18 protein-coding genes are annotated in these 23,968 nt (G+C 61.8%); 17 read left to right on the forward strand and 1 reads right to left on the reverse strand.

What is annotated here, in order from left to right:
* Positions 1–85 precede the first annotated feature (85 nt).
* From rpoB to AC6JA3_RS06510, 8 genes are all read left to right on the forward strand, one after another.
* Complete coding sequence (gene rpoB, locus AC6JA3_RS06475; protein WP_026539803.1) at positions 86–3,592, forward strand: DNA-directed RNA polymerase subunit beta; 3,507 nt, start codon at positions 86–88, stop codon at positions 3,590–3,592.
* Positions 3,593–3,695: 103 nt separating this feature from the next.
* A complete protein-coding gene (locus tag AC6JA3_RS06480) occupies positions 3,696–7,595 on the forward strand; it encodes a DNA-directed RNA polymerase subunit beta' (protein ID WP_026539804.1) in 3,900 nt (1,299 codons plus the stop codon).
* A gap of 416 nt (positions 7,596–8,011) precedes the next feature.
* Complete coding sequence (gene rpsL, locus AC6JA3_RS06485; protein ID WP_009358312.1) at positions 8,012–8,386, forward strand: 30S ribosomal protein S12; 375 nt, start codon at positions 8,012–8,014, stop codon at positions 8,384–8,386.
* Position 8,387: 1 nt separating this feature from the next.
* The gene (gene rpsG, locus AC6JA3_RS06490) at positions 8,388–8,858 is read left to right on the forward strand and encodes a 30S ribosomal protein S7 (protein ID WP_003803829.1); all 471 of its coding nucleotides are present in this window, start codon (positions 8,388–8,390) and stop codon (positions 8,856–8,858) included.
* A 69-nt stretch (positions 8,859–8,927) separates the two neighbouring features.
* Positions 8,928–11,042 carry an elongation factor G gene (gene fusA, locus AC6JA3_RS06495; protein WP_026539805.1) on the forward strand — a complete coding sequence of 705 codons (2,115 nt, stop codon included), beginning with the start codon at positions 8,928–8,930 and terminating at the stop codon, positions 11,040–11,042.
* 231 nt (positions 11,043–11,273) lie between these two features.
* On the forward strand, positions 11,274–12,464 hold the full coding sequence (gene tuf / locus AC6JA3_RS06500; protein ID WP_011775598.1) for an elongation factor Tu: 1,191 nt from the start codon (positions 11,274–11,276) through the stop codon (positions 12,462–12,464).
* 587 nt (positions 12,465–13,051) lie between these two features.
* Positions 13,052–17,245: a hypothetical protein gene (locus AC6JA3_RS06505; protein ID WP_497920010.1), complete on the forward strand. Its 4,194-nt coding sequence runs from the start codon at positions 13,052–13,054 to the stop codon at positions 17,243–17,245.
* A 28-nt stretch (positions 17,246–17,273) separates the two neighbouring features.
* The gene (locus AC6JA3_RS06510; RefSeq protein ID WP_256378464.1) at positions 17,274–17,399 is read left to right on the forward strand and encodes a hypothetical protein; all 126 of its coding nucleotides are present in this window, start codon (positions 17,274–17,276) and stop codon (positions 17,397–17,399) included.
* A gap of 33 nt (positions 17,400–17,432) precedes the next feature.
* Here AC6JA3_RS06510 and AC6JA3_RS06515 read toward each other — a convergent pair whose 3' ends face one another.
* Positions 17,433–18,866, reverse strand: a complete 1,434-nt coding sequence (locus AC6JA3_RS06515) for a GH1 family beta-glucosidase (protein WP_497920011.1) — start codon at positions 18,864–18,866, stop codon at positions 17,433–17,435.
* A gap of 395 nt (positions 18,867–19,261) precedes the next feature.
* Here AC6JA3_RS06515 and rpsJ point away from each other — a divergent pair, with 395 nt between their 5' ends.
* The 9 genes from rpsJ to rplP are packed head-to-tail and all read left to right on the forward strand — an operon-like array spanning position 19,262 to position 23,968.
* A complete protein-coding gene (gene rpsJ, locus AC6JA3_RS06520) occupies positions 19,262–19,570 on the forward strand; it encodes a 30S ribosomal protein S10 (RefSeq protein WP_003803825.1) in 309 nt (102 codons plus the stop codon).
* A gap of 17 nt (positions 19,571–19,587) precedes the next feature.
* Entirely contained in the window at positions 19,588–20,238 is a 651-nt protein-coding gene (rplC, locus tag AC6JA3_RS06525; protein WP_026539807.1) for a 50S ribosomal protein L3, read from the forward strand.
* Positions 20,239–20,242: 4 nt separating this feature from the next.
* The gene (rplD, locus tag AC6JA3_RS06530) at positions 20,243–20,860 is read left to right on the forward strand and encodes a 50S ribosomal protein L4 (protein WP_026539808.1); all 618 of its coding nucleotides are present in this window, start codon (positions 20,243–20,245) and stop codon (positions 20,858–20,860) included.
* A complete protein-coding gene (rplW, locus tag AC6JA3_RS06535; RefSeq protein WP_011775593.1) occupies positions 20,857–21,162 on the forward strand; it encodes a 50S ribosomal protein L23 in 306 nt (101 codons plus the stop codon). The genes rplD and rplW overlap by 4 nt, the downstream gene beginning before the upstream one ends.
* Positions 21,163–21,191: 29 nt before the next feature.
* A complete protein-coding gene (gene rplB, locus AC6JA3_RS06540) occupies positions 21,192–22,031 on the forward strand; it encodes a 50S ribosomal protein L2 (RefSeq protein WP_011775592.1) in 840 nt (279 codons plus the stop codon).
* 12 nt (positions 22,032–22,043) lie between these two features.
* The gene (gene rpsS / locus AC6JA3_RS06545; RefSeq protein WP_011775591.1) at positions 22,044–22,325 is read left to right on the forward strand and encodes a 30S ribosomal protein S19; all 282 of its coding nucleotides are present in this window, start codon (positions 22,044–22,046) and stop codon (positions 22,323–22,325) included.
* Between the two features lie 38 nt (positions 22,326–22,363).
* On the forward strand, positions 22,364–22,729 hold the full coding sequence (gene rplV / locus AC6JA3_RS06550) for a 50S ribosomal protein L22 (protein ID WP_223943471.1): 366 nt from the start codon (positions 22,364–22,366) through the stop codon (positions 22,727–22,729).
* Positions 22,730–23,551, forward strand: a complete 822-nt coding sequence (gene rpsC / locus AC6JA3_RS06555) for a 30S ribosomal protein S3 (RefSeq protein ID WP_011775589.1) — start codon at positions 22,730–22,732, stop codon at positions 23,549–23,551.
* The gene (rplP, locus tag AC6JA3_RS06560; RefSeq protein WP_003803795.1) at positions 23,552–23,968 is read left to right on the forward strand and encodes a 50S ribosomal protein L16; all 417 of its coding nucleotides are present in this window, start codon (positions 23,552–23,554) and stop codon (positions 23,966–23,968) included. It abuts the gene before it with no gap.

Below are 23,968 nucleotides of genomic sequence, written 5' to 3' on the forward strand. Positions count from 1 at the left end.
CCGGAATAAGTATCCTGCGGAGCACTCTGCGGGATGCAAACGGGGGAGATCTGAAAACGCCTGAAGGTCTGTGGAAGGATCCCTCTTGGTCGCCTCGAGCACCTCTAATAACGAAACCGCTAACACGGCAAGCACCGATGGTGCCACCCGCCGCCTCTCATTCGCAAAGATTCACGAACCGCTTGACGTTCCGAATCTTCTCGCCCTGCAGACGGACAGCTTTGACTGGCTCGTCGGAAACGAACGCTGGCAGGCGCGGGTAGCGAAGGCTGTCGAGGAGGGCGACCTCAGCGTCGCCACCACCTCCGGACTTGCCGACATCTTCGAAGAGATCTCCCCCATCGAGGACTTCCAGGGCACCATGTCCCTGAGCTTCTCCGAGCCGGAGTTCGCTGACCCGAAGTACACCATGGCCGAATGCAAAGACCGTGACGCCACTTACTCGGCACCGCTGTATGTCAAGGCCGAGTTCATGAACAACAACACGGGCGAAATCAAGCAGCAGACCGTGTTCATGGGCGACTTCCCCCTCATGACTGAAAAGGGAACGTTCGTCGTCAACGGCACCGAACGTGTTGTTGTCTCCCAGTTGGTCCGTTCGCCGGGCGCCTACTTCGAGCGCACTGCTGACAAGACCAGTGACAAGGACATCTTCACTGCGAAGATCATCCCGTCCCGTGGTGCATGGTTCGAACTCGAAATCGACAAGCGCGACCAGGTCGGCGTTCGCCTCGACCGCAAGCGCAAGCAGTCGGTCACGGTTCTCCTGAAGGCCCTCGGCTGGACCGAAGGCCAGATCCTGGAAGAGTTCGGCCAGTACGACTCCATGCGTGCAACGCTGGAGAAGGACGCCACCGAGACCCGCGAAGACGCGCTTCTGGACATCTACCGCAAGCTGCGTCCGGGCGAGCCGCCCACAGTCGAGGCTGCCCAGTCGCTGCTGGACAACCTGTACTTCAACGCCAAGCGCTACGATCTGGCCAAGGTTGGCCGTTACAAGATCAACCGCAAGCTCGGCATTGACCGCTCCCTTGGTGACAAGGAAGCGTCGGTCCTGCACGTTGAAGACATCGTCGCCATGATCAAGTACCTCGTTGCGCTTCACGCCGGCGAGAAGTCCCTCATGGGCAAGCGCGATGGCGAAGACCACGAGCTCCGTGTTGACGTCGACGACATCGACCACTTCGGCAACCGTCGCATCCGCGCCGTGGGCGAACTGATCGAGAACCAGGTCCGCACCGGTCTTTCCCGCATGGAACGCGTCGTCCGCGAACGCATGACCACGCAGGACGTAGAGGCCATCACGCCGCAGACGCTGATCAACATCCGTCCCGTTGTTGCAGCCATCAAGGAGTTCTTCGGAACCTCCCAGCTGTCGCAGTTCATGGACCAGAACAACCCGCTCTCGGGTTTGACCCACAAGCGCCGCCTGTCGGCACTTGGCCCGGGTGGTCTGTCCCGCGACCGTGCAGGCATGGAAGTTCGAGACGTTCACCCGTCCCACTACGGACGTATGTGCCCCATCGAAACTCCTGAAGGCCCGAACATTGGTCTGATCGGTTCGCTGGCCTCCTACGGCCGCATCAACCCGTTCGGCTTCATCGAGACGCCGTACCGCCTGGTTTCCGAAGGCGTCGTTTCCGACGAGGTCCAGTACCTGACCGCCGACGACGAAGCTGAGGTCCTGATCGCACAGGCCAACGCTCCGCTGGATGCTGACAAGAAGTTCTCCGAAGAGACCGTCCTTGTCCGTGCCCGCGGTGGTGGAGGCGAGCCGGTTCTGGTTCCGGCCGGCGAAGTCCAGTTCATGGACGTTTCCCCGCGCCAGATGGTGTCCGTGGCAACCGCCCTGATCCCGTTCCTCGAGCATGACGATGCAAACCGCGCACTCATGGGTGCCAACATGCAGCGCCAGGCCGTGCCGCTGGTCCGTTCCGAGGCTCCTTTCGTGGGCACCGGCATGGAGCGCGCAGCAGCCGTCGACGCCGGTGACGTTGTCATCGCGAAGAAGGCAGGTGTGGTCACCGAGGTTTCCGCCGAGCTGGTTGTCATGATCAACGACGACGGCACCGAGACCAACTACCGCATCAACAAGTTCGCCCGTTCCAACCAAGGCAACTGCTACAACCACCGCGTACTGGTCAACGAAGGCCAGCGCCTGGAAGTTGGCGGCATCATCGCTGACGGTCCCGCAACGGACCAGGGTGAACTGGCCCTCGGTAAGAACCTCCTCGTGGCATTCATGTCATGGGAAGGCCACAACTTCGAGGACGCCATCATCCTGTCGCAGCGCATTGTTGCTGAGGACGTTCTTTCCTCCATCCACATCGAGGAGCACGAAATTGATGCCCGCGACACCAAGCTTGGTGCCGAGGAAATCACCCGTGACATCCCCAACGTGTCCGAGGAAGTCCTTGCAGGCCTGGACGAGCGCGGCATCATCCACATCGGTGCCGAGGTTGAAGCCGGCGACATCCTGGTCGGAAAGGTCACCCCTAAGGGTGAAACCGAACTGACCCCGGAAGAGCGCCTCCTGCGCGCCATCTTCGGTGAGAAGTCCCGCGAAGTCCGCGACACCTCACTGAAGGTGCCCCACGGCGAGTCCGGTACGGTCATCGGCGTGCGCGTCTTCGACCGCGACAACGACGACGAACTGCCCCCGGGCGTGAACCAGCTGGTCCGCGTCTACGTTGCAGCCAAGCGTAAGATCACCGACGGCGACAAGCTCGCCGGCCGTCACGGCAACAAGGGTGTTATCTCCAAGATCCTCCCGATCGAGGACATGCCCTTCCTTGCAGACGGTACCCCGGTGGACATCGTCCTGAACCCGCTTGGTGTTCCGGGTCGAATGAACGTTGGACAGGTCCTGGAAACCCACCTCGGTTGGGTTGCCAAGACCGGTTGGAAGATCGAAGGCGAGCCTGAGTGGGTCAAGAACCTGCCCAACCTGCCCCGTGAAACCGGCCAGACCACCGTTGCCACCCCGGTGTTCGATGGCGCCCGTGAAGAAGAAATCACTGGCCTGCTTGACTCCACCAACGTGACCCGCGACGGCGACCGCCTGATCGATTCCTCCGGCAAGACCCGTCTGTTCGACGGCCGCTCCGGCGAGCCGTTCCCGGACCCGATCTCCGTCGGTTACATGTACATCCTGAAGCTCCACCACTTGGTGGACGACAAGATCCACGCGCGCTCCACCGGCCCGTACTCCATGATCACCCAGCAGCCGCTGGGTGGTAAGGCCCAGTTCGGTGGCCAGCGCTTCGGTGAAATGGAAGTGTGGGCGCTCGAAGCTTACGGTGCCGCCTACACGCTTCAGGAACTCCTCACGATCAAGTCTGATGACATCCATGGTCGTGTGAAGGTCTACGAAGCCATCGTCAAGGGCGAGAACATCCCTGAGCCTGGCGTTCCCGAGTCCTTCAAGGTCTTGATCAAGGAAATGCAGTCGTTGTGCCTGAACGTGGAAGTTCTTTCCACCGACGGAACCACGATCGAAATGCGTGACTCTGATGACGCAGTCTTCACGGCTGCGGAAGAACTGGGCATCGATCTGTCTCGTGCAGAGCCCAGTTCCGTAGAAGAGGTCTAGCAGCTGTTCCGGCGGGCAGCCTCAACCACTGTCCGTCGGAACAACTCCCTCTTCCCGTAACCAAGACTTCAGAATTTAGAGAACAAGAGAGAACAGGGACCATATGTCCAGCGAATCCTCCTTCGGCCTCATGCAGATCGGCCTCGCCACCGCGGAAGACATCCGCGGATGGTCTTACGGTGAGGTCAAGAAGCCGGAAACCATCAACTACCGCACGCTCAAGCCCGAGAAGGACGGCCTCTTCTGCGAGAAGATCTTCGGCCCGTCCCGCGACTGGGAATGCTACTGCGGCAAGTACAAGCGCGTCCGCTTCAAGGGCATCATTTGCGAGCGTTGTGGCGTTGAAGTCACCCGCGCCAAGGTGCGCCGTGAGCGCATGGGCCACATTGAACTGGCTGCGCCTGTAACCCACATCTGGTACTTCAAGGGCGTTCCCTCGCGCTTGGGCTACCTTTTGGACCTGGCACCGAAGGACCTTGAAAAGGTCATCTACTTTGCTGCCTACATGATCACCAGCGTTGACACCGAATCCCGTCACGCCGAACTGCCGAACCTCCAGGTCGAGCACGACCTCGAGAAGAAGCAGATGGTGGACAACCGCGACAGCGACATCGCCACAATCGCCCGCGATCTTGAAGACGAGCTTGCCCGTCTCGAAGGCGAAGGCGCCAAGGCTGCCGACAAGAAGAAGGCCCGCGACTCTGCTGACCGCCAGATGGCGAACGTCCGCAAGCGTGCCGACGCCGACATCGAGCGCCTCGAGCAGGTCTGGGACCGCTTCAAGAACCTCAAGGTCGCTGACCTTGAAGGTGATGAAGGCCTCTACCGCGAACTGCGCGACCGCTACGGTCTGTACTTCGAAGGCTCCATGGGTGCCGAAGCCATCAAGAAGCGTCTTGAGACCTTCGACATGCAGGCTGAGGCTGAGTCGTTGCGCGACACCATCCAGAACGGCAAGGGCCAGCGTAAGACGCGTGCCCTGAAGCGCCTGAAGGTTGTCAACGCGTTCCTGACCACCAACAACAGCCCGCTCGGCATGGTTCTTGACGCCGTTCCGGTGATCCCGCCGGAACTGCGCCCGATGGTCCAGCTTGACGGTGGCCGCTTCGCGACCTCCGACCTCAACGACCTCTACCGCCGTGTGATCAACCGCAACAACCGACTCAAGCGTCTGCTTGACCTCGGTGCTCCGGAGATCATCGTCAACAACGAGAAGCGCATGCTTCAGGAAGCTGTTGACAGCCTCTTCGACAACGGTCGTCGTGGCCGTCCCGTCACCGGTCCTGGCAACCGTCCCCTGAAGTCCCTGAGCGACATGCTCAAGGGCAAGCAGGGTCGTTTCCGCCAGAACCTCCTCGGCAAGCGCGTTGACTACTCCGGCCGTTCGGTCATCGTGGTTGGCCCGCAGCTGAAGCTGCACCAGTGTGGTCTGCCCAAGCAGATGGCCCTGGAGCTCTTCAAGCCGTTCGTGATGAAGCGCCTGGTTGACCTCAACCACGCACAGAACATCAAGTCGGCAAAGCGCATGGTCGAGCGTTACCGTCCGCAGGTCTGGGACGTTCTGGAAGAGATCATCACCGAACACCCGGTGCTGCTCAACCGTGCACCTACCCTGCACCGCCTCGGCATCCAGGCCTTCGAACCGCAGCTTGTGGAAGGCAAGGCAATCCAGCTTCACCCGCTGGTTTGTGGCGCCTTCAACGCTGACTTCGACGGCGACCAGATGGCAGTCCACCTGCCGCTGAGCCCGGAGGCCCAGGCCGAAGCACGCATCCTGATGCTGTCCTCGAACAACATCCTGAAGCCGTCCGATGGCCGTCCGGTGACCCTGCCTTCGCAGGATATGATCATCGGCCTGTACCACCTGACCACCAAGCGCGTCGGTTCTGCCGGCGAAGGCCGTATCTTCTCCTCGGTTTCGGAAGCCATCATGGCTTACGACGCCCGCGATCTGCACCTGAACTCCCAGGTCAAGATCCGTTTGGATGACTTCGTGCCTTACGCAGGATGGGAAGCTCCGGAAGGTTGGGAGCCCGGTCAGCCGGCTCTCGTTGAGACCTCCCTGGGACAGGTCATCTTCAACCAGACACTGCCTGAGGATTACCCCTGGGTAGAGGCTGTTGCCGACAAGGGAGAACTGTCCCGGATCGTCAACGACCTCGCCGAGCGCTACCCGAAGGTTGTTACGGCGGCAACGCTGGACAACCTCAAGGACGCAGGCTTCTACTGGGCCACCCGTTCGGGTGTCACGGTTGCCATCTCCGACATCGAGGTGCCTACTTCCAAGCCTGCCATCCTGGCCGGTTACGAAGCCATGGCTGCCAAGATCCAGGGCCAGTACGACAAGGGCCTGATCGACGACGACGAGCGTCGCCAGGAACTGATCGAAATCTGGAACAAGGCAACCAACGAGATCGCCCAGGCGATGCGTGACAGCCTGTCCCCGATGAACACCATCAACCGCATGGTCTCCTCCGGTGCACGTGGTAACTGGATGCAGGTCCGCCAGATCGCGGGTATCCGTGGTCTTGTGGCCAACCCGAAGGGCGAGATCATTCCGCGCCCGATCAAGTCCTCCTACCGCGAGGGCCTGTCGGTGCTGGAATACTTCATCGCCACGCACGGTGCCCGTAAGGGTCTGGCCGATACCGCTCTCCGTACCGCCAACTCGGGTTACCTGACCCGTCGTCTGGTGGACGTTTCGCAGGACGTCATCGTCCGCGAAGAGGACTGCGGTACCGAGCGCGGTCTGCTCACGCCGATCGCCGTGCCGGATTCCAACGGTGAGCTCGTCCTGGACGAGAACGTCGAGAACAGCGCCTACGCACGTACGCTGGCTGTCGACGTCGTCGATGCCCAGGGCAACGTCCTGGCTGCCGGCGGCACCGACTGCGGCGACGTCGTTATCGACCAGCTGCTGGCTGCAGGCATCACCGAGGTCAAGGTCCGCTCCGTACTCACCTGTGAGTCCAAGGTCGGCACCTGCGCGCTCTGCTACGGCCGTTCGCTGGCCACCGGCAAGACCGTGGACATCGGCGAGGCCGTGGGCATTATTGCCGCACAGTCCATCGGTGAGCCCGGTACGCAGCTGACCATGCGTACGTTCCACACCGGTGGTGCTGTTTCCGCCGGTGGTGGCGACGACATCACCCAGGGTCTGCCCCGTATCCAGGAGCTCTTCGAAGCCCGTACTCCGAAGGGTGTCGCACCGATTGCTGAAGCAGCCGGCCGCATCACCATCGAAGAGTCCGAGCGCCAGATGCGCCTGGTCATCACTCCGGACGATGGTTCCGAAGAGATTGCCTACCCGGTACTGCGCCGTTCACGTCTCCTCATCGAAGATGGCGATCACGTCAGCGTCGGCCAGAAGCTGATCAACGGTCCGGTGGACCCGAAGCAGGTTCTGCGCATCATGGGTCCGCGTGCTGCACAGAAGTTCCTTGTGGACGAAGTCCAGGGCGTTTACCGCAGCCAGGGTATTGGTATCCACGACAAGCACGTCGAGGTTATCGTCCGCCAGATGCTGCGCCGCGTGACCGTCATCGAATCCGGCGACTCCGACCTGCTCCCCGGTGAGCTTGCAGAGCGCGCCCGCTTCGAGGACGAGAACCGCCGCGTCGTGTCCGAGGGCAAGTCCCCGGCTTCGGGTCGTCCGGAACTCATGGGTATCACCAAGGCTTCCTTGGCTACCGAGTCCTGGCTGTCGGCAGCTTCCTTCCAGGAGACCACCCGCGTCCTGACGCAGGCGGCCATGGAAGGCAAGAGCGATCCCCTGCTCGGCCTGAAGGAAAACGTCATCATCGGTAAGCTCATCCCGGCTGGTACGGGCCTGCCCCGCTACACAGAGGTCACTGTGGAGCCGACGGAAGAAGCAAAGGCAAGCCTGTTCACGGGCCCCAGCGCTTTCACCGACTTCTCCTATGACGCCCTGGGTGGCGACGGTGCTCCCGAGTTCCACGCCATCCCGCTGGATGACTACGATCTCGGCAACGACTTCCGCTAAACCGGTAAGTTGACGCTGTAAAGGCCGGACCCCGCACTCTTGAGTGCGGGGTCCGGCCCGTTAACGCGTGCGCCTTTCGCGCGTTGACCCGGGGGAGTGGAAGACGACGGCGGCAGCCCGCTTCCGCCGTCGGCCTCCATACACCCGATTAAGGCCTCAGATCAAGCCGTGCTAGACTTTTGGTAATTGTTCTGTGTGGCAGTGGATGAAGGCCGCCGCAGCATCATTTTGGTTTTGTTCTCATGGTGCTGGGTGGAGCCTGTTTCCGGGTTGCGGGCAACATGCGCAACGAATGCCGCACTTTTGCACGCCTACCGGAGTTTCGGCCGGCTGCACGAGCAACGCCAAAGTTCCCACGTTTACCCAGGCTGGCGCCTGTGTGTGGGGGCAGAGATCAAACAACGGAGAACACGAAAGTGCCTACGATTAACCAGCTGGTCCGCAAGGGCCGCACGCCGAAGGTCTCCAAGACCAAGGCTCCCGCGCTGAAGGGCAGCCCGATGCGCCGCGGTGTTTGCACCCGCGTTTACACCACCACCCCCAAGAAGCCGAACTCGGCTCTCCGTAAGGTGGCACGTGTGCGTCTCAACGGTGGCGTGGAAGTAACCGCTTACATCCCCGGTGTTGGCCACAACCTCCAGGAGCACTCCATCGTGCTCGTCCGTGGTGGTCGTGTGAAGGACCTTCCGGGTGTCCGCTACAAGATCGTCCGCGGCGCACTCGACACCCAGGGTGTCAAGAACCGCAAGCAGGCCCGCAGCCGTTACGGCGCAAAGATGGAGAAGAAGTAATATGCCTCGCAAGGGTCCGGCCCCGAAGCGGCCGCTAGTTTCCGATCCCGTTTACGGCTCCCCGTTGGTCACTCAGCTGATCAACAAGGTTCTTGTCGACGGCAAGAAGTCCACCGCAGAGCGCATCGTTTACGGCGCACTCGAAGGTGCACGTGCCAAGTCCGGCGGCGACCCCGTTGCCGCTCTCAAGAAGGCCATGGACAACGTCAAGCCTTCCCTCGAGGTGCGTTCACGCCGTGTTGGTGGCGCTACCTACCAGGTTCCGGTTGAGGTCAAGCCGGGTCGCTCCACCGCTCTCGCTCTGCGTTGGCTCGTGGGCTACTCCAAGGCCCGCCGCGAGAAGACCATGACCGAGCGTCTCCAGAACGAAATCCTGGATGCCTCCAATGGTCTTGGTGCCGCTGTGAAGCGTCGCGAAGACACCCACAAGATGGCCGAGTCCAACAAGGCCTTCGCACACTACCGCTGGTAAAAACTTTCCGGACGCCGCCGGCTCACTGAGCCGGCGGCGAACGTGTAGTCCATCCGAAAGGGAGACCCCGTGGCACAGGACGTGCTTACCGACCTTAATAAGGTCCGCAATATCGGCATCATGGCCCACATCGATGCCGGCAAGACCACCACTACCGAGCGCATCCTGTTCTACACGGGTGTGAACCACAAGATCGGCGAGACGCACGACGGCGCTTCGACGACCGACTGGATGGAACAGGAAAAGGAACGCGGCATCACCATCACGTCTGCCGCCGTGACTTGCTTCTGGGACAAGAACCAGATCAACATCATCGACACCCCGGGCCACGTTGACTTCACGGTTGAGGTTGAGCGCTCCCTGCGCGTCCTCGACGGTGCAGTTGCAGTGTTCGACGGCAAGGAAGGCGTGGAGCCGCAGTCCGAGACTGTTTGGCGCCAGGCTGACAAGTACAACGTTCCGCGTATCTGCTTCGTCAACAAGATGGACAAGCTGGGCGCTGACTTCTACTTCACCGTAGACACCATCATCTCCCGCCTTGGTGCCAAGCCGCTGGTCATGCAGCTGCCCATCGGCGCTGAGAACGACTTCATCGGTGTTGTTGACCTGCTCGAAATGCGCGCCCTGGTTTGGCCTGGCGACGCTAAGGGTGACGTCACCATGGGCGCTTCCTACGAAGTGCAGGAAATCCCGGCGGACCTCCAGGCCAAGGCCGAAGAGTACCGTGCACAGCTCGTTGAGACTGTGGCCGAGGCTTCCGAAGAGCTCATGGAGAAGTACCTCGAAGGTGAAGAACTCACCCTTGAGGAACTGAAGGCCGGCATCCGCAAGATGACCATCAACTCCGAGCTCTACCCGGTGTTCTGTGGTTCTGCCTTCAAGAACCGCGGTGTCCAGCCGATGCTTGACGCCGTTGTTGACTTCCTGCCGAACCCGCTCGACGTCCCGCCGATGATCGGTCACGATCCCCGCGACGAAGAGAAGGAACTGACGCGTAAGCCTTCTGCTGACGAGCCGTTCTCGGCCCTCGCCTTCAAGATCGCTGCGCACCCGTTCTTCGGTCAGCTGACCTTCGTCCGCGTGTACTCCGGTCACGTTGAGGCCGGCGCCCAGGTGGTTAACTCCACCAAGGGCAAGAAGGAACGTATCGGCAAGCTGTTCCAGATGCACGCCAACAAGGAAATGCCCGTTGAGGGCGCTACCGCCGGCCACATCTACGCAGCGATCGGTCTGAAGGACACCACCACGGGTGACACCCTGTGTGATGCCAACAACCAGATCGTCCTCGAGTCCATGAGCTTCCCGGAGCCCGTGATCTCGGTTGCCATCGAGCCCAACACCAAGGGTGACCAGGAGAAGCTCTCCACGGCCATCCAGAAGCTCTCCGCTGAGGACCCGACCTTCCAGGTCTCCCTCAACGAAGACACGGGCCAGACCATCATCGCCGGCATGGGCGAGCTTCACCTGGACATCCTGGTGGACCGCATGCGCCGCGAATTCAAGGTCGAGGCAAACGTCGGCAAGCCGCAGGTTGCTTACCGCGAAACCATCAAGCGCGCAGTCGAGCGTCATGACTACACGCACAAGAAGCAGACCGGTGGTTCGGGTCAGTTCGCAAAGATCCAGATCGCGATCGAGCCCATGGACACCGCCTCCGGCGAGCTGTACGCATTCGAGAACAAGGTCACTGGTGGCCGCGTTCCGCGTGAATACATCCCGTCCGTTGACGCCGGTATCCAGGATGCACTGAACGACGGCGTCCTGGCCGGTTACCCGGTTGTCGGCATCAAGGCCACGCTGATCGATGGCGCGTCCCACGATGTTGACTCCTCGGAAATGGCGTTCAAGATCGCCGGCCGTATGGCTTTCAAGGAAGCTGCACGCAAGGCGAACCCTGTTCTGCTTGAACCGCTGATGGATGTTGAGGTCCGCACACCTGAGGAATACATGGGTGATGTTATTGGTGACCTGAACGCCCGCCGTGGCCAGATGCAGTCCATGGAAGACGCAGCAGGTGTGAAGGTTATCCGTGCACACGTTCCGCTGTCCGGCATGTTCGGCTACATCGGTGACCTCCGGTCCAAGACGCAGGGTCGCGCTGTGTACTCCATGACGTTCAACAGCTACGCGGAGGTCCCGAAGGCAGTAGCCGACGAGATCATCCAGAAAACCCGCGGCGAGTAATCTCCCGGTAACGGATGCAATTCCGGAATCGGGAAGGCATCTAAGCGCGTGAGGCGGGGCTGCGGCGAGAGCCGCAGCCCGGCCCCTGCGCAAACAGGCTCGAGGAACTACTATTGGTTCCTGAATCTGCAATTTCACCAAAACCAAGCCCCCAAGTAGACTTGCTAAAGTTTCTGCCGCGAAAAGCGCGGCCGAGGAGCACTTCACTTGAAATCGTTCTAGGAGGAACCTGTGGCAAAGGCAAAGTTCGAGCGGACTAAGCCGCACGTCAACATCGGCACCATTGGTCACGTTGACCACGGTAAGACGACGCTGACTGCCGCCATTTCCAAGGTGCTGTACGACCAGTACCCGGATCTCAACGAGCAGCGCGACTTCGCGTCGATTGACTCTGCTCCGGAAGAGCGCCAGCGCGGTATTACCATCAACATCTCCCACGTGGAGTACCAGACCGAGAAGCGCCACTACGCACACGTAGACGCCCCGGGTCACGCTGACTACATCAAGAACATGATCACCGGTGCTGCCCAGATGGACGGCGCAATCCTCGTGGTTGCTGCAACCGATGGTCCGATGGCTCAGACCCGTGAGCACGTTCTGCTCGCCCGCCAGGTTGGTGTTCCCTACCTGCTGGTCGCACTGAACAAGTCCGACATGGTTGATGACGAAGAACTCCTCGACCTCGTCGAAATGGAAGTTCGTGAGCTCCTGAGCTCGCAGGGCTTCGATGGCGATGAGGCTCCGGTTGTTCGCGTTTCCGGCCTCAAGGCTCTGGAAGGCGACCCGGTTTGGGTCAAGTCCGTCCAGGACCTGATGGCAGCTGTCGACGAGTCCGTTCCGGACCCCGTACGTGACCGCGACAAGCCGTTCCTGATGCCGATCGAAGACGTCTTCACGATCACCGGTCGTGGCACCGTTGTTACGGGCCGCGCCGAGCGTGGAACCCTCGCCATCAACTCCGAGGTTGAGATCGTCGGCATCCGCCCGATCCAGAAGACCACGGTTACCGGTATCGAGATGTTCCACAAGCAGCTCGACGAAGCATGGGCCGGCGAGAACTGTGGCCTCCTGCTCCGCGGTCTGAAGCGCGACGATGTCGAGCGTGGCCAGGTTGTCGTCAAGCCGGGTTCCATCACCCCGCACACCGACTTCGAGGCTAACGTCTACATCCTTTCCAAGGACGAAGGCGGACGTCACAACCCGTTCTACTCCAACTACCGCCCGCAGTTCTACTTCCGTACCACGGACGTAACCGGCGTTATCACCCTGCCGGAAGGCACGGAAATGGTTATGCCTGGCGACAACACTGAGATGACCGTTGCGCTCATCCAGCCGATCGCTATGGAAGAGGGCCTCGGCTTCGCTATCCGCGAAGGCGGCCGCACCGTTGGTTCAGGACGTGTCACCAGCATCATCAAGTAGTCACTACTTGTAGATCTGTGACCTTCCGGCCCAGCCGGTAGTCATTCAGGAAGAACCCCACCGTTTCGGCGGTGGGGTTCTTTTTGGTATTGTTACTCTATCGATTGGATAAACGCGGGGAGTGTGTCGACTGCCCGTGACGTCAAGGAGTGGCCATGGAAGTCCTGCTAGTACTGATACTCCTTGCTGTGTCGTGGGCGGTGGGTAATGCCATAGGGCGGGGTCGAGGGCGGAAAGAAGCCACCGCCACCGCAGCCATGGTTGAACAACGTGCCTATCAGGCGGGCTACTTGGCCGGCCATATGGCGGGTTGGCGCGATGCCGAAGCCAAGATGCAGGGAGCCGTTCCGGGGTCTCAAGCGCCTGCTCCTCCGGGGCCAACAGTTTCGCCGGCAGGCGGCCCCACCGCGCCTCCTTCGCCACCATTGCATCCTCCAACACACGTGGGTGCACCCTTCGACGCGCCTGCCCCCAGGCCGACGTCCAATCAGTCACCCCTGCTGCCTCCCGCGTTTCCAGCTGCACACGTGGGTGCGCCCTTTGCAGCCCCGGTCCCCAGTCCGGCGTCGGGTTCCCAACCTCCCTCGGTGCCGCAGCGTCCCGCGACGGTACAGCCGCAACCGGCAGTGCGCCAGCAGGTTCCCATTGCGCGGGAAACTCCGGAGGCGGATGCCGCGCGCAAAGCCACGCGTGACCAGCAGAACATCAACATCACGCTCTACGTCGCCAGTCTTCTGCTGGTGGCAGCCGGTGCCTTGTTCGTCGGGACAAGCCTGCCGGAACTGTTCCGTTTCGCAGGCATCTGTTTCATTACCACCCTGTTCTACGTTGCCGGGTTGATCATCCACGCCAAACTGCCGCGCCTGCGTCCTGCCGCAATTGCGTTCGTTGGAACGGGCTTGGCCCTGATCCCCGTAACAGGGCTCGCCATGTACAACTTCGTACTGCCCAACGGTCCGGCAGCATGGCTGGTGACCTCAATTTTGGGGACCGCCGTATATGCCTACACAGCAGTACGGCTGGACAACAAGGTCTTGGCCTTCCTTTCCCTCAGTTTCGTTGTCTCGACAGCCTGGTCCGGAGTTTCCGTGCTCGGCGGGGCTCTGGTCTGGTATTTCACGGCGTTGATTGGAATCGCCATTGTGCTCACGTTGGGAGCGTTGGTTCGACCCAGGTGGTTGCCGCCGCTCTATGTCCGTCCGCTGATGATGCTCCATCCCTATCTGGTTCCCTTGGTGGCGCTGGCTGTGACGGTCACCCCGCAACTGCTTGCCCGGGGCGAATACCCGCTGGTCATGTTGATGTGTGGCACCTACTTTGCCGTGATGGCCTTCATTCCGAAGGCCCGGTACAGGCTGCAGCACGTCTACGCGGCGCGGTTGGCCCTGACGTTGGCGTTGTTGGGACTGGTGTGGGACACCACTTCGGATGTGAGTACGGTGCTGTTTGCGGCAGTCATTTGCTGCGGGGTTCAATCCCTGGGAGTTGCTTTTGGGGGAGAGGGCCTGAAGCTGCGGCACTGGTGGAACGACGCCGTGTCCTGCTTGGGCCTGCAGTTGGCCGCCGCTGCCGTCCTCACAGTGGTCCTGGGCCTCGGGACCTATGAACTGCCAACGTATCTTCCGCTCGCTGCCACGATGGTGACGGCAATGCTGGTGGGCTGGAAGCTGGGCGCCGGAACCGAGTTTGCGCCCGCAGTTGTCCTCACGGTGGCCCTGCCGTTCATGGGCCTGCTTGGCGCGTGGCCGGTGTCGGCATTGCTGGCATCCGCCGCCCTGTATTGGTCTGTGGGGGCGGCCGTGCATCCCGTCTCCTTCAGGCCTGTGCTGGTCCTTGCAGCACGAACAGCGGCAACGGCGGCGGTGCCCATCGCAGTTGCCGGTATCTTCCCGGACAGTCCGGACAGGATTGCCGTTTCCTTGGTTGCCCTCGTTGCAGCAGCAGCTGCGCAGCAACTGGTCAGTGCGTGCCTGAAGCGTGCGGGGGTGGAACTGCTTGCTCCGCAGGCTACACTCTCCGGGTTCTGGGGGCTCGCTGCAGCAGGCTTGCTGGTTCTGCCATTGGTGGACCGTACTGCTGGTCATACCTTCATTGTCACGGCCGTGCTCCTGGTGTTGTTTGCCGGTGTGGCCTCTGGTGCATTGTTGTTTCCGCCGTCACGGCAGGACAGTGCTGCGGCCGGGAGTTGGCGCCCTACCCTCGGCGAAGTCGTCGCCCCGGCATCGGTCATGGTTGCTGGAGGGGTTGCGTGGGCCGCCGTCTCAATGGCGTTGGCAAACGTGGTGCTCCTGGCAGCGGTGGCGTACTTTGCCGCCACCGCCCTCCGAATTCCCGCTTCCTTCCACCGCCAGTCCTACTGGTGGCTGGCACGGGTGGCAGGTACCGTCCTGGCCGGTTCGGCCTACCTGGAGGCGCTGCGGCGTGGTTGGAGCGTTGGCGTCGCCGGCGAACTTCCCACTGTGGCGTTGGTGGTAGCAGGAGTGGCGGCTCTGCAACTGGTCCTGCCGCTGCAGCAAAATATCCGCCGACGCTTCCCGCACGCTTCCATGGTGGATGCCTCCGTGGTGGTAGCGGTGATGGCCGGAGCGGCGACCATCCTGACAGTTTCCGCCGGCTCGGGAGGGCAGTTCCTGCGTGGGGGGTGGCAACCCGGGGTGGTGGCAATTGCGACTGCTCTCGCGGCAGTTCTCTGCGGCGTAGTCCTGAGGCGGCACCCGGCGGCCTGGATCTTCGCGCCCGTGACCCTCGTGCTGCTCCTTGCCCTGCGCTTCGGAAGTGTCCGGGACGTGGAGATCGTCCTGGGAGTCTTCGCAGCCTACAGCGGCTTCATGGTGGCAGTGGAAAAGGACCGCTACATTCGTGGCGCCTACATGCTGGGCCTGCGTGTCTTGTCCTTGGCTTTCATCGGCGTCCTGGTGGGCGATCTCTCAGAGTCGACCACCACGGTTTCCATGACCATGGCCGTGGTCCTTGTGCTGCAGCACGCAATCACGTGGATCCAACGCAGCCGAGGCCTGGACATTGCCTTCCAGCAGTCGGCGGTCTGGGCTGCTTTGGCTGCCCAGCTCCTGTTGCCCGCGGTGTACCTGCTCGCGGGATCCTACGACGGCGGTGGCCGTTGGGTGGTTATCGTCCAGTTGGCGCTCTCCGCAGCCTCCGCCGCGATCGTTTGGCGTCTCCTGGGCGTCCGGGGATCCCAATACTTCAGTGCCGCAGCCATGGCAGGGGGCGTGATTGCTGCCGGACCGTCCCTGGCGTTCCCGGCGGGCACATGGTTGTTCCAACCACTTCTGGACAGGGCACAAGTGCCGGTGGTGCTTTTGGGGCTTGCCGTCGTGATTGTGGTTGCCCGGGTTGTGTATGCCGTCATCCGCGCCGGACAAACCCCAGCCCACGTTGCCGAGCGCTGGTTCTGGTTCATTGCATCGCTTGCTTTCGTCATGACCGGGGGCCTGTTGGCCCTTGACGTCTCAAACGCCCTGACCGGGCTGGCGGTGCTGGCCCTCGCAGCGGTGCTGTTCGCTGCCTCGCATGTTGAGCAGTTGCCGGCGATGTACCTCGGTGCCGCCCCGTCCGTGCTGGTAGGTGCCGTTCCCGCCGTCGACGGTTTGCTCCCGGGTGCTGCACTTGGAGTGTGGAGCGATTACGCACCTTGGCTGGTAGGTGGTGTTGGTACGGCCGTGCTTCTTTACGCGATGAAGTGGCTGGGCGGGGCTGCGGTTCTCCTGCAGCCGTTGCGGCGAAATGCCCTCGCGGCGACAGCGGCCGCAGCGCTGGCTTCATCGGCCGCTGCTGGGATGATTCGTGATCAGACGTCCTGGGTGGGATTTGTCCTGGTGGTCGCTACCGGTGTGTTGATTGTTGTTGAGACGCCTTTCAATAAACGGCTGACGGGTGAAGTAGCGGCGCTGGTCTCACTGGCAGCCCTTCAGCGGGCTGTGCTCTTCGTTGGCGACGCCGCACCGGACTGGTTCTGGGCAGTGCAGTGGTACGTCCTCTCTGCGGCTGTTTTAGCAGGGGTGCGCTACATGAAGGGGCAGCGCAGCGAAGGCCTGCTTCGGCTCGGCATTGCCGCGGGTCTGTTGTCGACGACATCCCTGGGGACCATCTTTGGCGGGACCGCCCCCCAGCAGCTGTATGTCCTGGTAGGGCACGCGGTGCTTCTTGTTGCCGGGTTGCTGCTGGCCGAGAGGGCCATGGTGTGGTGGGGTGCGGCAGGCGTAGCGCTCAGCGTTATGTGGGCGCTGCGTTCGTACGCGTTCGCCATGCTTGCGTTGGTCGCCCTGGCACTGATTGTCCTGGCCGTTTGGCGCCTGAACAGGAAGCCTCAGGCACCTGCAGGTGGTGCGGCCCCGGGTAGTGGGCCGGGTGGTGCTCCGGGTGGGGTGGCTCCGCAGGGTGGTTGGTCGGGCGGTGTGCCTTCCCAGGGCGGATGGTCGGGTGGCGTGCCGCCGCAGGGTGGTGTGCCTAGTGGTGGGCCAGGTGGCGTGCCGCCGCAGGGTGGTGTGCCTAGTGGTGGGCCAGGTGGTGTGCCGCCGCAGGGTGGTTGGTCGGGCGGTGTGCCTGGTGGTGTGCCGCCGCAGGGCGGTTGGTCGGGTGGCGTGCCTGGTGGTGTGCCGCAGCAGGGCGGTTGGTCGGGTGGCGTGCCTGGTGGTGTGCCGCAGCAGGGCGGACGGCCGGATGGTGCCAGCCCGGACAGTGCATCGGCGCAGGACGGTCCACCGAACAATGCCATGCCTGGCCCCACCCCGTGGGGACAGGAGAAGGACGGAATCCGATAATCTGGCAGTCTACGAAGAGGAGCGCAGTATGGAATTCCTGATCTTCCTGGCAGTCATTGCCGCCGTTGGTGGTGGTGTGCTGTGGGGCCGCAAGAACTTTCGGAGCGAAATTGAGCGCGCCAAGCGGATCCGGCGGGCCAACAAGAATAATTAGCCCCTCGTTTTAACCTGGTTGGGCGGTCAGGGCTCACGATTCACGGCTACGTGCCCTCTCCAGCGCGCGCAGCCAGTAATAGGATTCCTTGGGTGTCCGCTCCAAGGTGTGGAAGTCGACGTGGACCAGCCCGAAGCGCTGGGAATAGCCGGCGGCCCACTCAAAGTTGTCCAGAAGTGTCCAGACGTAATAGCCGCGCAGATCCACATCCTCGGCAATCCCGCCCGGGCCGGTTGCGGTCAGGGCGTGGCCAAGGTGCTCGGCGAGGTAGGAGATGCGGTTGGTGTCCTGGACGGGGCCGTCAACGTGGGGCGGTTCCGGAAAACTGGCACCGCCCTCGGTGATGTAGAGCGGGGGAAGGGCCTCTCCGTACCTGTCCTTCATCTCCCTTAGCAACAACGCCAAATACTGCGGTGCAACAGGCCAGCCGAATCCGGTGGTGTCGTACTCCTGATACGCCGCCAGGTGGAACGGGACCTTGGTCATCTCGGGAGAGGTTCCCGTGGGGATCTCCGCCGGGCCCGGACCCGCAGCGACCTTGACGGGGTAGTAGTAGTTGAGTCCGTAGAAATCCAACGGCTGGCTGATCAGCTCGAGATCGCCGTCGTGGACAGTGCCTAGCGAGCGGAACCAAGGTTTCATGGGCAGGGGTGGCCTGGGGTACTGGCCAAGGAGTATGGCATCGGCATAGATGCGGTTGAGGATCAGGTCCAGCGCCTGCGCCATCAGCCGGTCGCCGAGGCTGGTGCCGGCGGGCTCCACGGGGCAGTGCATGTTGGATACTCCGATCTGTCCTTTGACGCCCGCATCACGGAGGGCGCGTACCGCCATTCCGTGGCCCAGCAATTGGTGGTGTGCCGCCGGCAGGGAATCAAACAGGAGTTGCCGGCCCGGAGCGTGCACCCCCAGGGAGTACCCCTGCACCGTGACTGACACGGGCTCGTTCATGGTGACCCAATGATCCACGCGGTCTCCGAACCGTTGTGCAGCGGCGGCGCAGTAAACCGCAAAGCGCTCGGCAGTATCACGGTTCATCCACCCGCCGGCGTGCTCCAGTTCCAACGGGGTATCCCAGTGGTACAGGGTAGCCATGGGGGAGATGCCTGCGGCCAGGAGCTTGTCTATCAGCCGGTCGTAGAAATCCAACCCGCGCTGGTTGACTGAACCTTTGCCGCCAGGCTGGATCCTCGGCCAGGACAGCGAGAAACGGTAGGAGTCCACGCCGAGTTCCTGCATCAAGGCGATGTCTTCATCAGTGCGGTTGTAATGGTCGCACGCTACGCTGGGGGAGCCGCCGTCGACTATTGCTCCTGGCTTTTCCGCAAACGCATCCCAACCCGAAGGGCCACGGCCATCGGCCGTCAGTGATCCTTCAATCTGGAAAGCAGCCGAGGCCACACCCAGCGTGAAGCCGGGGCGCAGCCGCGCCGCCAGATCTTCCACCGAGCCTGAATCCTGGACCGTCATGCACCCATCTTCCTCAGGCGCAGGCCGCCGGGCAATGGCCCTGCAGGGGGCTCTTCCGCCTCCGATTGGCCTTTACCCCATATTTCCGCCATACTGGATGAGTTGTTCAAGCGCTTCTTCGTGTCCCGATCCGGATAATGCCGGGTGTCAGGGTCCAGGTTGAAGCCCAAACATAACCCTGAACCCCATGGAATGCGGTCGAGTCTGCGTGGAAATCGCGACACGCCCGACCGCGGGGGTCGGTGCGCCGGCAGGTTGAGGAACCCGGAATATCCGGATTCAGCTTGTGCGGCGTGTGGTGGTAAAACCTCAAACGCTTCGGCGGCCACATCAACAGGTAAGTAAACAGAGCAGCCCTAACTAGAGCAGCACTAGCTGAAAGAGAGTCAGGCGACATGGCGGGACAAAAAATCCGCATCCGGCTGAAGTCATATGACCACGAGGTCATTGATGTTTCAGCGCGGAAGATCGTTGAGACGGTCACGCGCGCAGGCGCAACGGTAGTCGGCCCGGTGCCGCTGCCCACGGAGAAGAACGTTTACTGCGTTATTCGCTCTCCTCACAAGTACAAGGACAGCCGTGAGCACTTCGAAATGCGTACTCACAAGCGTCTGATCGACATCATCGACCCCACGCCGAAGGCCGTCGACTCGCTTATGCGTCTCGATCTGCCTGCAGACGTGAACATCGAAATCAAGCTCTAGGGAGGTGCTGAGAGACTATGACCGCAACCCGTAACGTAAAGGGCCTGCTGGGCACGAAGCTCGGCATGACCCAGGTCTGGGACGAGAACAACAAGCTCATCCCGGTAACTGTTGTCCAGGCTGACTCCAACGTCATCACCCAGCTGCGCAACGCAGAGGTAGATGGCTACGTCGCCGTACAGATCGGCTACGGCCAGATCGACCCCCGCAAGGTCACCAAGCCGCTGGCTGGTCACTTTGAAAAGGCCGGCGTCACCCCTCGCCGCCACGTCGTCGAACTGCGTACCGCAGACGCCGCATCCTACGAGCTGGGCCAGGAGCTCTCTGTTGAGATCTTCGAAGCCGGCCAGAAGATCGACGTCGTCGGCACCTCAAAGGGTAAGGGCTTCGCCGGTGTTATGAAGCGTCACGGCTTCCACGGCGTTGGCGCTTCCCACGGTGCCCACAAGAACCACCGTAAGCCTGGCTCCATCGGTGGCGCATCCACCCCGAGCCGCGTCTTCAAGGGCCTGAAAATGGCCGGCCGCATGGGCGCCGAACGTCACACCACGCTGAACCTCACGGTTCACGCTGTTGACGTTGAGAAGTCGCTGCTCCTTATCAAGGGTGCCGTTCCCGGCGCCCGCGGCCAGGTCGTACTCGTACGCACCGCCGTGAAGGGAGCCTAGTTCAATGACTAGCACTGTCAAGGTAGACCTGCCTGCAGAGATCTTCGACGTCCAGACCAACGTGCCGCTGCTGCACCAGGTCGTCGTCGCACAGCTCGCTGCTGCACGCCAGGGTACCCACAAGACGAAGACCCGCGCCGAGGTTTCCGGTGCAGGTCGCAAGCCGTTCAAGCAGAAGGGTACCGGCCGCGCCCGTCAGGGTTCCATCCGTGCTCCTCACATGACCGGCGGTGGCGTTGTCCACGGTCCGACCCCTCGTGACTACAGCCAGCGCACCCCCAAGAAGATGAAGGCTGCTGCACTCCGCGGCGCCCTGTCTGACCGCGCCCGCAACGGCCGCATCCACGTCATCGCTGAACTGGTAGCCGGCACCAAGCCGTCCGCCAAGGAAGCACTGGCTTCGCTGCGCTCCGTTACTGAGCGCAAGAACCTGCTCGTTGTTATCGAGCGCGCCAACGATGTTGCTGCACTGTCCGTGCGCAACCTCCAGGATGTTCACGTTCTGTACGCAGATCAGCTGAACACCTACGACGTGCTTGTCTCCGACGACGTGGTCTTCACCAAGGCTGCTTTCGAGGCGTTCGTCGCTGACAAGGCAAAGAACGAGGAGGCCTCCAAGTGAGCGTAACCACCATCAAGGACCCGCGCGACGTCGTGCTTGCACCCGTCGTTTCGGAAAAGAGCTACGGTCTGATCGACGAAGGCAAGTACACCTTCCTGGTGGACCCTCGCTCGAACAAGACCGAGATCAAATTGGCCGTTGAGAAGATCTTCTCGGTCAAGGTTGACTCGATCAACACCATCAACCGTGCCGGTAAGCGCAAGCGCACCAAATTCGGCTGGGGACAGCGCAAGAGCACCAAGCGTGCAATTGTCACCCTCAAAGAAGGCACAATCGACATCTTCGGCGGTCCGCTCGCGTAGCGGAGACCACTTTAACGAGGAAATAAATTATGGGAATCCGTAAATACAAGCCGACTACCCCGGGCCGTCGTGGCTCGAGCGTAGCCGACTTTGCTGAAATCACGCGATCGACTCCGGAAAAGTCGTTGCTGCGTCCGCTGCACAAAACAGGCGGCCGTAACAACTCCGGTAAGATCACCACCCGTCACAAGGGTGGTGGGCACAAGCGCCAGTACCGTCTGATCGACTTCCGTCGTCACGACAAGGACGGCATCAACGCCCGCGTTGCCGAAATCGAGTACGACCCGAACCGCACGGCTCGCATCGCACTCCTGCACTACGTTGATGGCACCAAGCGTTACATCATCGCCCCCAACAAGCTGTCCCAGGGTGACTTCGTCGAGGCTGGTCCCGACGCTGACATCAAGCCGGGCAACAACCTGCCGCTGCGCAACATCCCGGTTGGTACCGTAATCCACGCAGTTGAACTGCGTCCGGGTGGCGGCGCCAAGATGGCACGTTCCGCAGGTGCTTCGGTACAGCTCGTTGCCAAGGAAGGCCGTTTCGCCCAGCTGCGTCTGCCCTCCGGTGAAATCCGCAACGTTGACGTGCGCTGCCGCGCAACCGTCGGCGAGGTCGGCAACGCCGAGCAGTCGAACATCAACTGGGGCAAGGCCGGCCGCATGCGCTGGAAGGGCGTTCGCCCGACCGTCCGTGGTGTAGCCATGAACCCGGTTGACCACCCGCACGGTGGTGGTGAAGGTAAGACTTCCGGTGGACGTCACCCGGTTAACCCGAACGGCAAGCCCGAGGGCCGTACCCGCCGTCCGAACAAAGAGAGCGACAAGCTTATTGTTCGTCGCCGCCGTACTGGCAAGAACAAGCGATAGGAGCCTGGACACATGCCACGCAGCCTGAAAAAAGGTCCTTTCGTTGACCAGCACCTCTTTGTGAAGGTCGCACGGGAAAACGATAAGGGCACCAAGAACGTCATCAAGACCTGGTCCCGCCGTTCGATGATCATCCCCGACATGCTCGGGCACACGATCGCCGTACACGACGGACGCAAGCACATCCCGGTGTTTGTCACAGAGTCGATGGTCGGGCACAAGCTCGGCGAATTCGCTCCCACGCGGACATTCCGCGGCCATGTTAAGGACGACCGTAAGGGCAAGCGCCGCTAGGCGCCTGACTTTACGTCTTAGACGAGAGAAGGAAAGCAATGGAAGCCAAGGCTATTGCGCGTCACATCCGCGTAACGCCTATGAAGGCCCGGCGCGTCGTCAACCTTGTTCGTGGTAAGCAAGCGAATGAGGCTCTGGCAATTCTGAAGTTTGCCCCCCAGGCAGCTTCGGAGCCGGTATTCAAGGTACTTCAGTCGGCAATGGCCAACGCACGTGTCCTCGCGGACCGTGACGGCGTTGCATTCGACGACAGCGACCTCTTCATCACCGCAGCATTTGTTGATGAAGGCCCGACCATGAAGCGGTTCCAGCCGCGTGCCCAGGGCCGCGCCTACCGCATTAGGAAGCGGACCAGCCACATCACGCTGGTTGTCGCAACCCCGGAGAAAGAGGAGGCTCGCTAAGTGGGACAGAAAGTAAACCCGCACGGGTTCCGACTCGGCATCACCACCGACCACGTTTCGCACTGGTTCGCTGACAGCACCAAGCCCGGACAGCGCTACAAGGACTTCGTCCGCGAGGACATCAAGATCCGTCAGCTCATGTCCACCGGCATGGAGCGCGCCGGCATCGCCAAGGTCGAAATCGAGCGCACCCGTGACCGTGTCCGCGTGGACATCCACACGGCACGCCCGGGCATCGTCATCGGCCGCCGCGGCGCAGAAGCAGACCGCATCCGCGGCGAGCTCGAAAAGCTCACCGGCAAGCAGGTTCAGCTGAACATCCTCGAGGTCAAGAACCCCGAGATGGAAGCACAGCTTGTTGCCCAGGGCATCGCTGAGCAGCTGACTTCCCGCGTGGCTTTCCGCCGTGCGATGAAGAAGGCAATGCAGTCCGCACAGCGTGCGGGTGCCAAGGGCATCCGTGTTGCTTGCTCGGGTCGTCTGGGTGGCGCAGAAATGTCCCGCTCGGAGTTCTACCGCGAAGGCCGTGTGCCCCTGCACACCCTCCGCGCGAACATCGACTACGGCTTCTACGAAGCCAAGACCACCTTCGGCCGTATCGGTGTGAAGGTTTGGATCTACAAGGGTGACGTAACTGCCAAGGAACTGGCTCAGCAGGCAGCTGCTGCTCCGTCCCGTGGCCGTGCAGGAGACCGTCCGGGCCGCCCGGGTGGCGACCGCCGTCGTCGTAACGACCGTCCGGCAGCTGAGGCAGCACCTGCTGCCGTTGAAGCACCGGCCGCTGAAGCTGCTGCTCCTGCAGCAGAAGGAGGACAGGCTTAAATGCTTATCCCACGTCGAGTCAAGCACCGTAAGCAGCACCACCCGGGTCGTTCCGGCGCTGCTACGGGCGGCACCAAGGTCAGCTTCGGTGAGTACGGTATCCAGGCTCTGAGCCCGGCATACGTAACCAACCGTCAGATCGAGTCCGCTCGTATCGCGATGACCCGCCACATCAAGCGTGGCGGCAAGGTCTGGATCAACATCTACCCGGACCGTCCGCTGACGAAGAAGCCTGCCGAAACCCGCATGGGTTCCGGTAAGGGTTCTCCGGAATGGTGGGTCGCAAACGTCAAGCCGGGCCGGGTTCTCTTCGAACTCTCCGGTGTCAATGAAGAGGTAGCTCGCGAGGCCCTGCGCCTGGCAATCCACAAGCTCCCGTTGAAGGCACGCATTGTGCGTCGCGAAGGTGGTGAATAG

The sequence above is a fragment of the Arthrobacter sp. TmtSoilC79 genome, assembly GCF_059739405.1.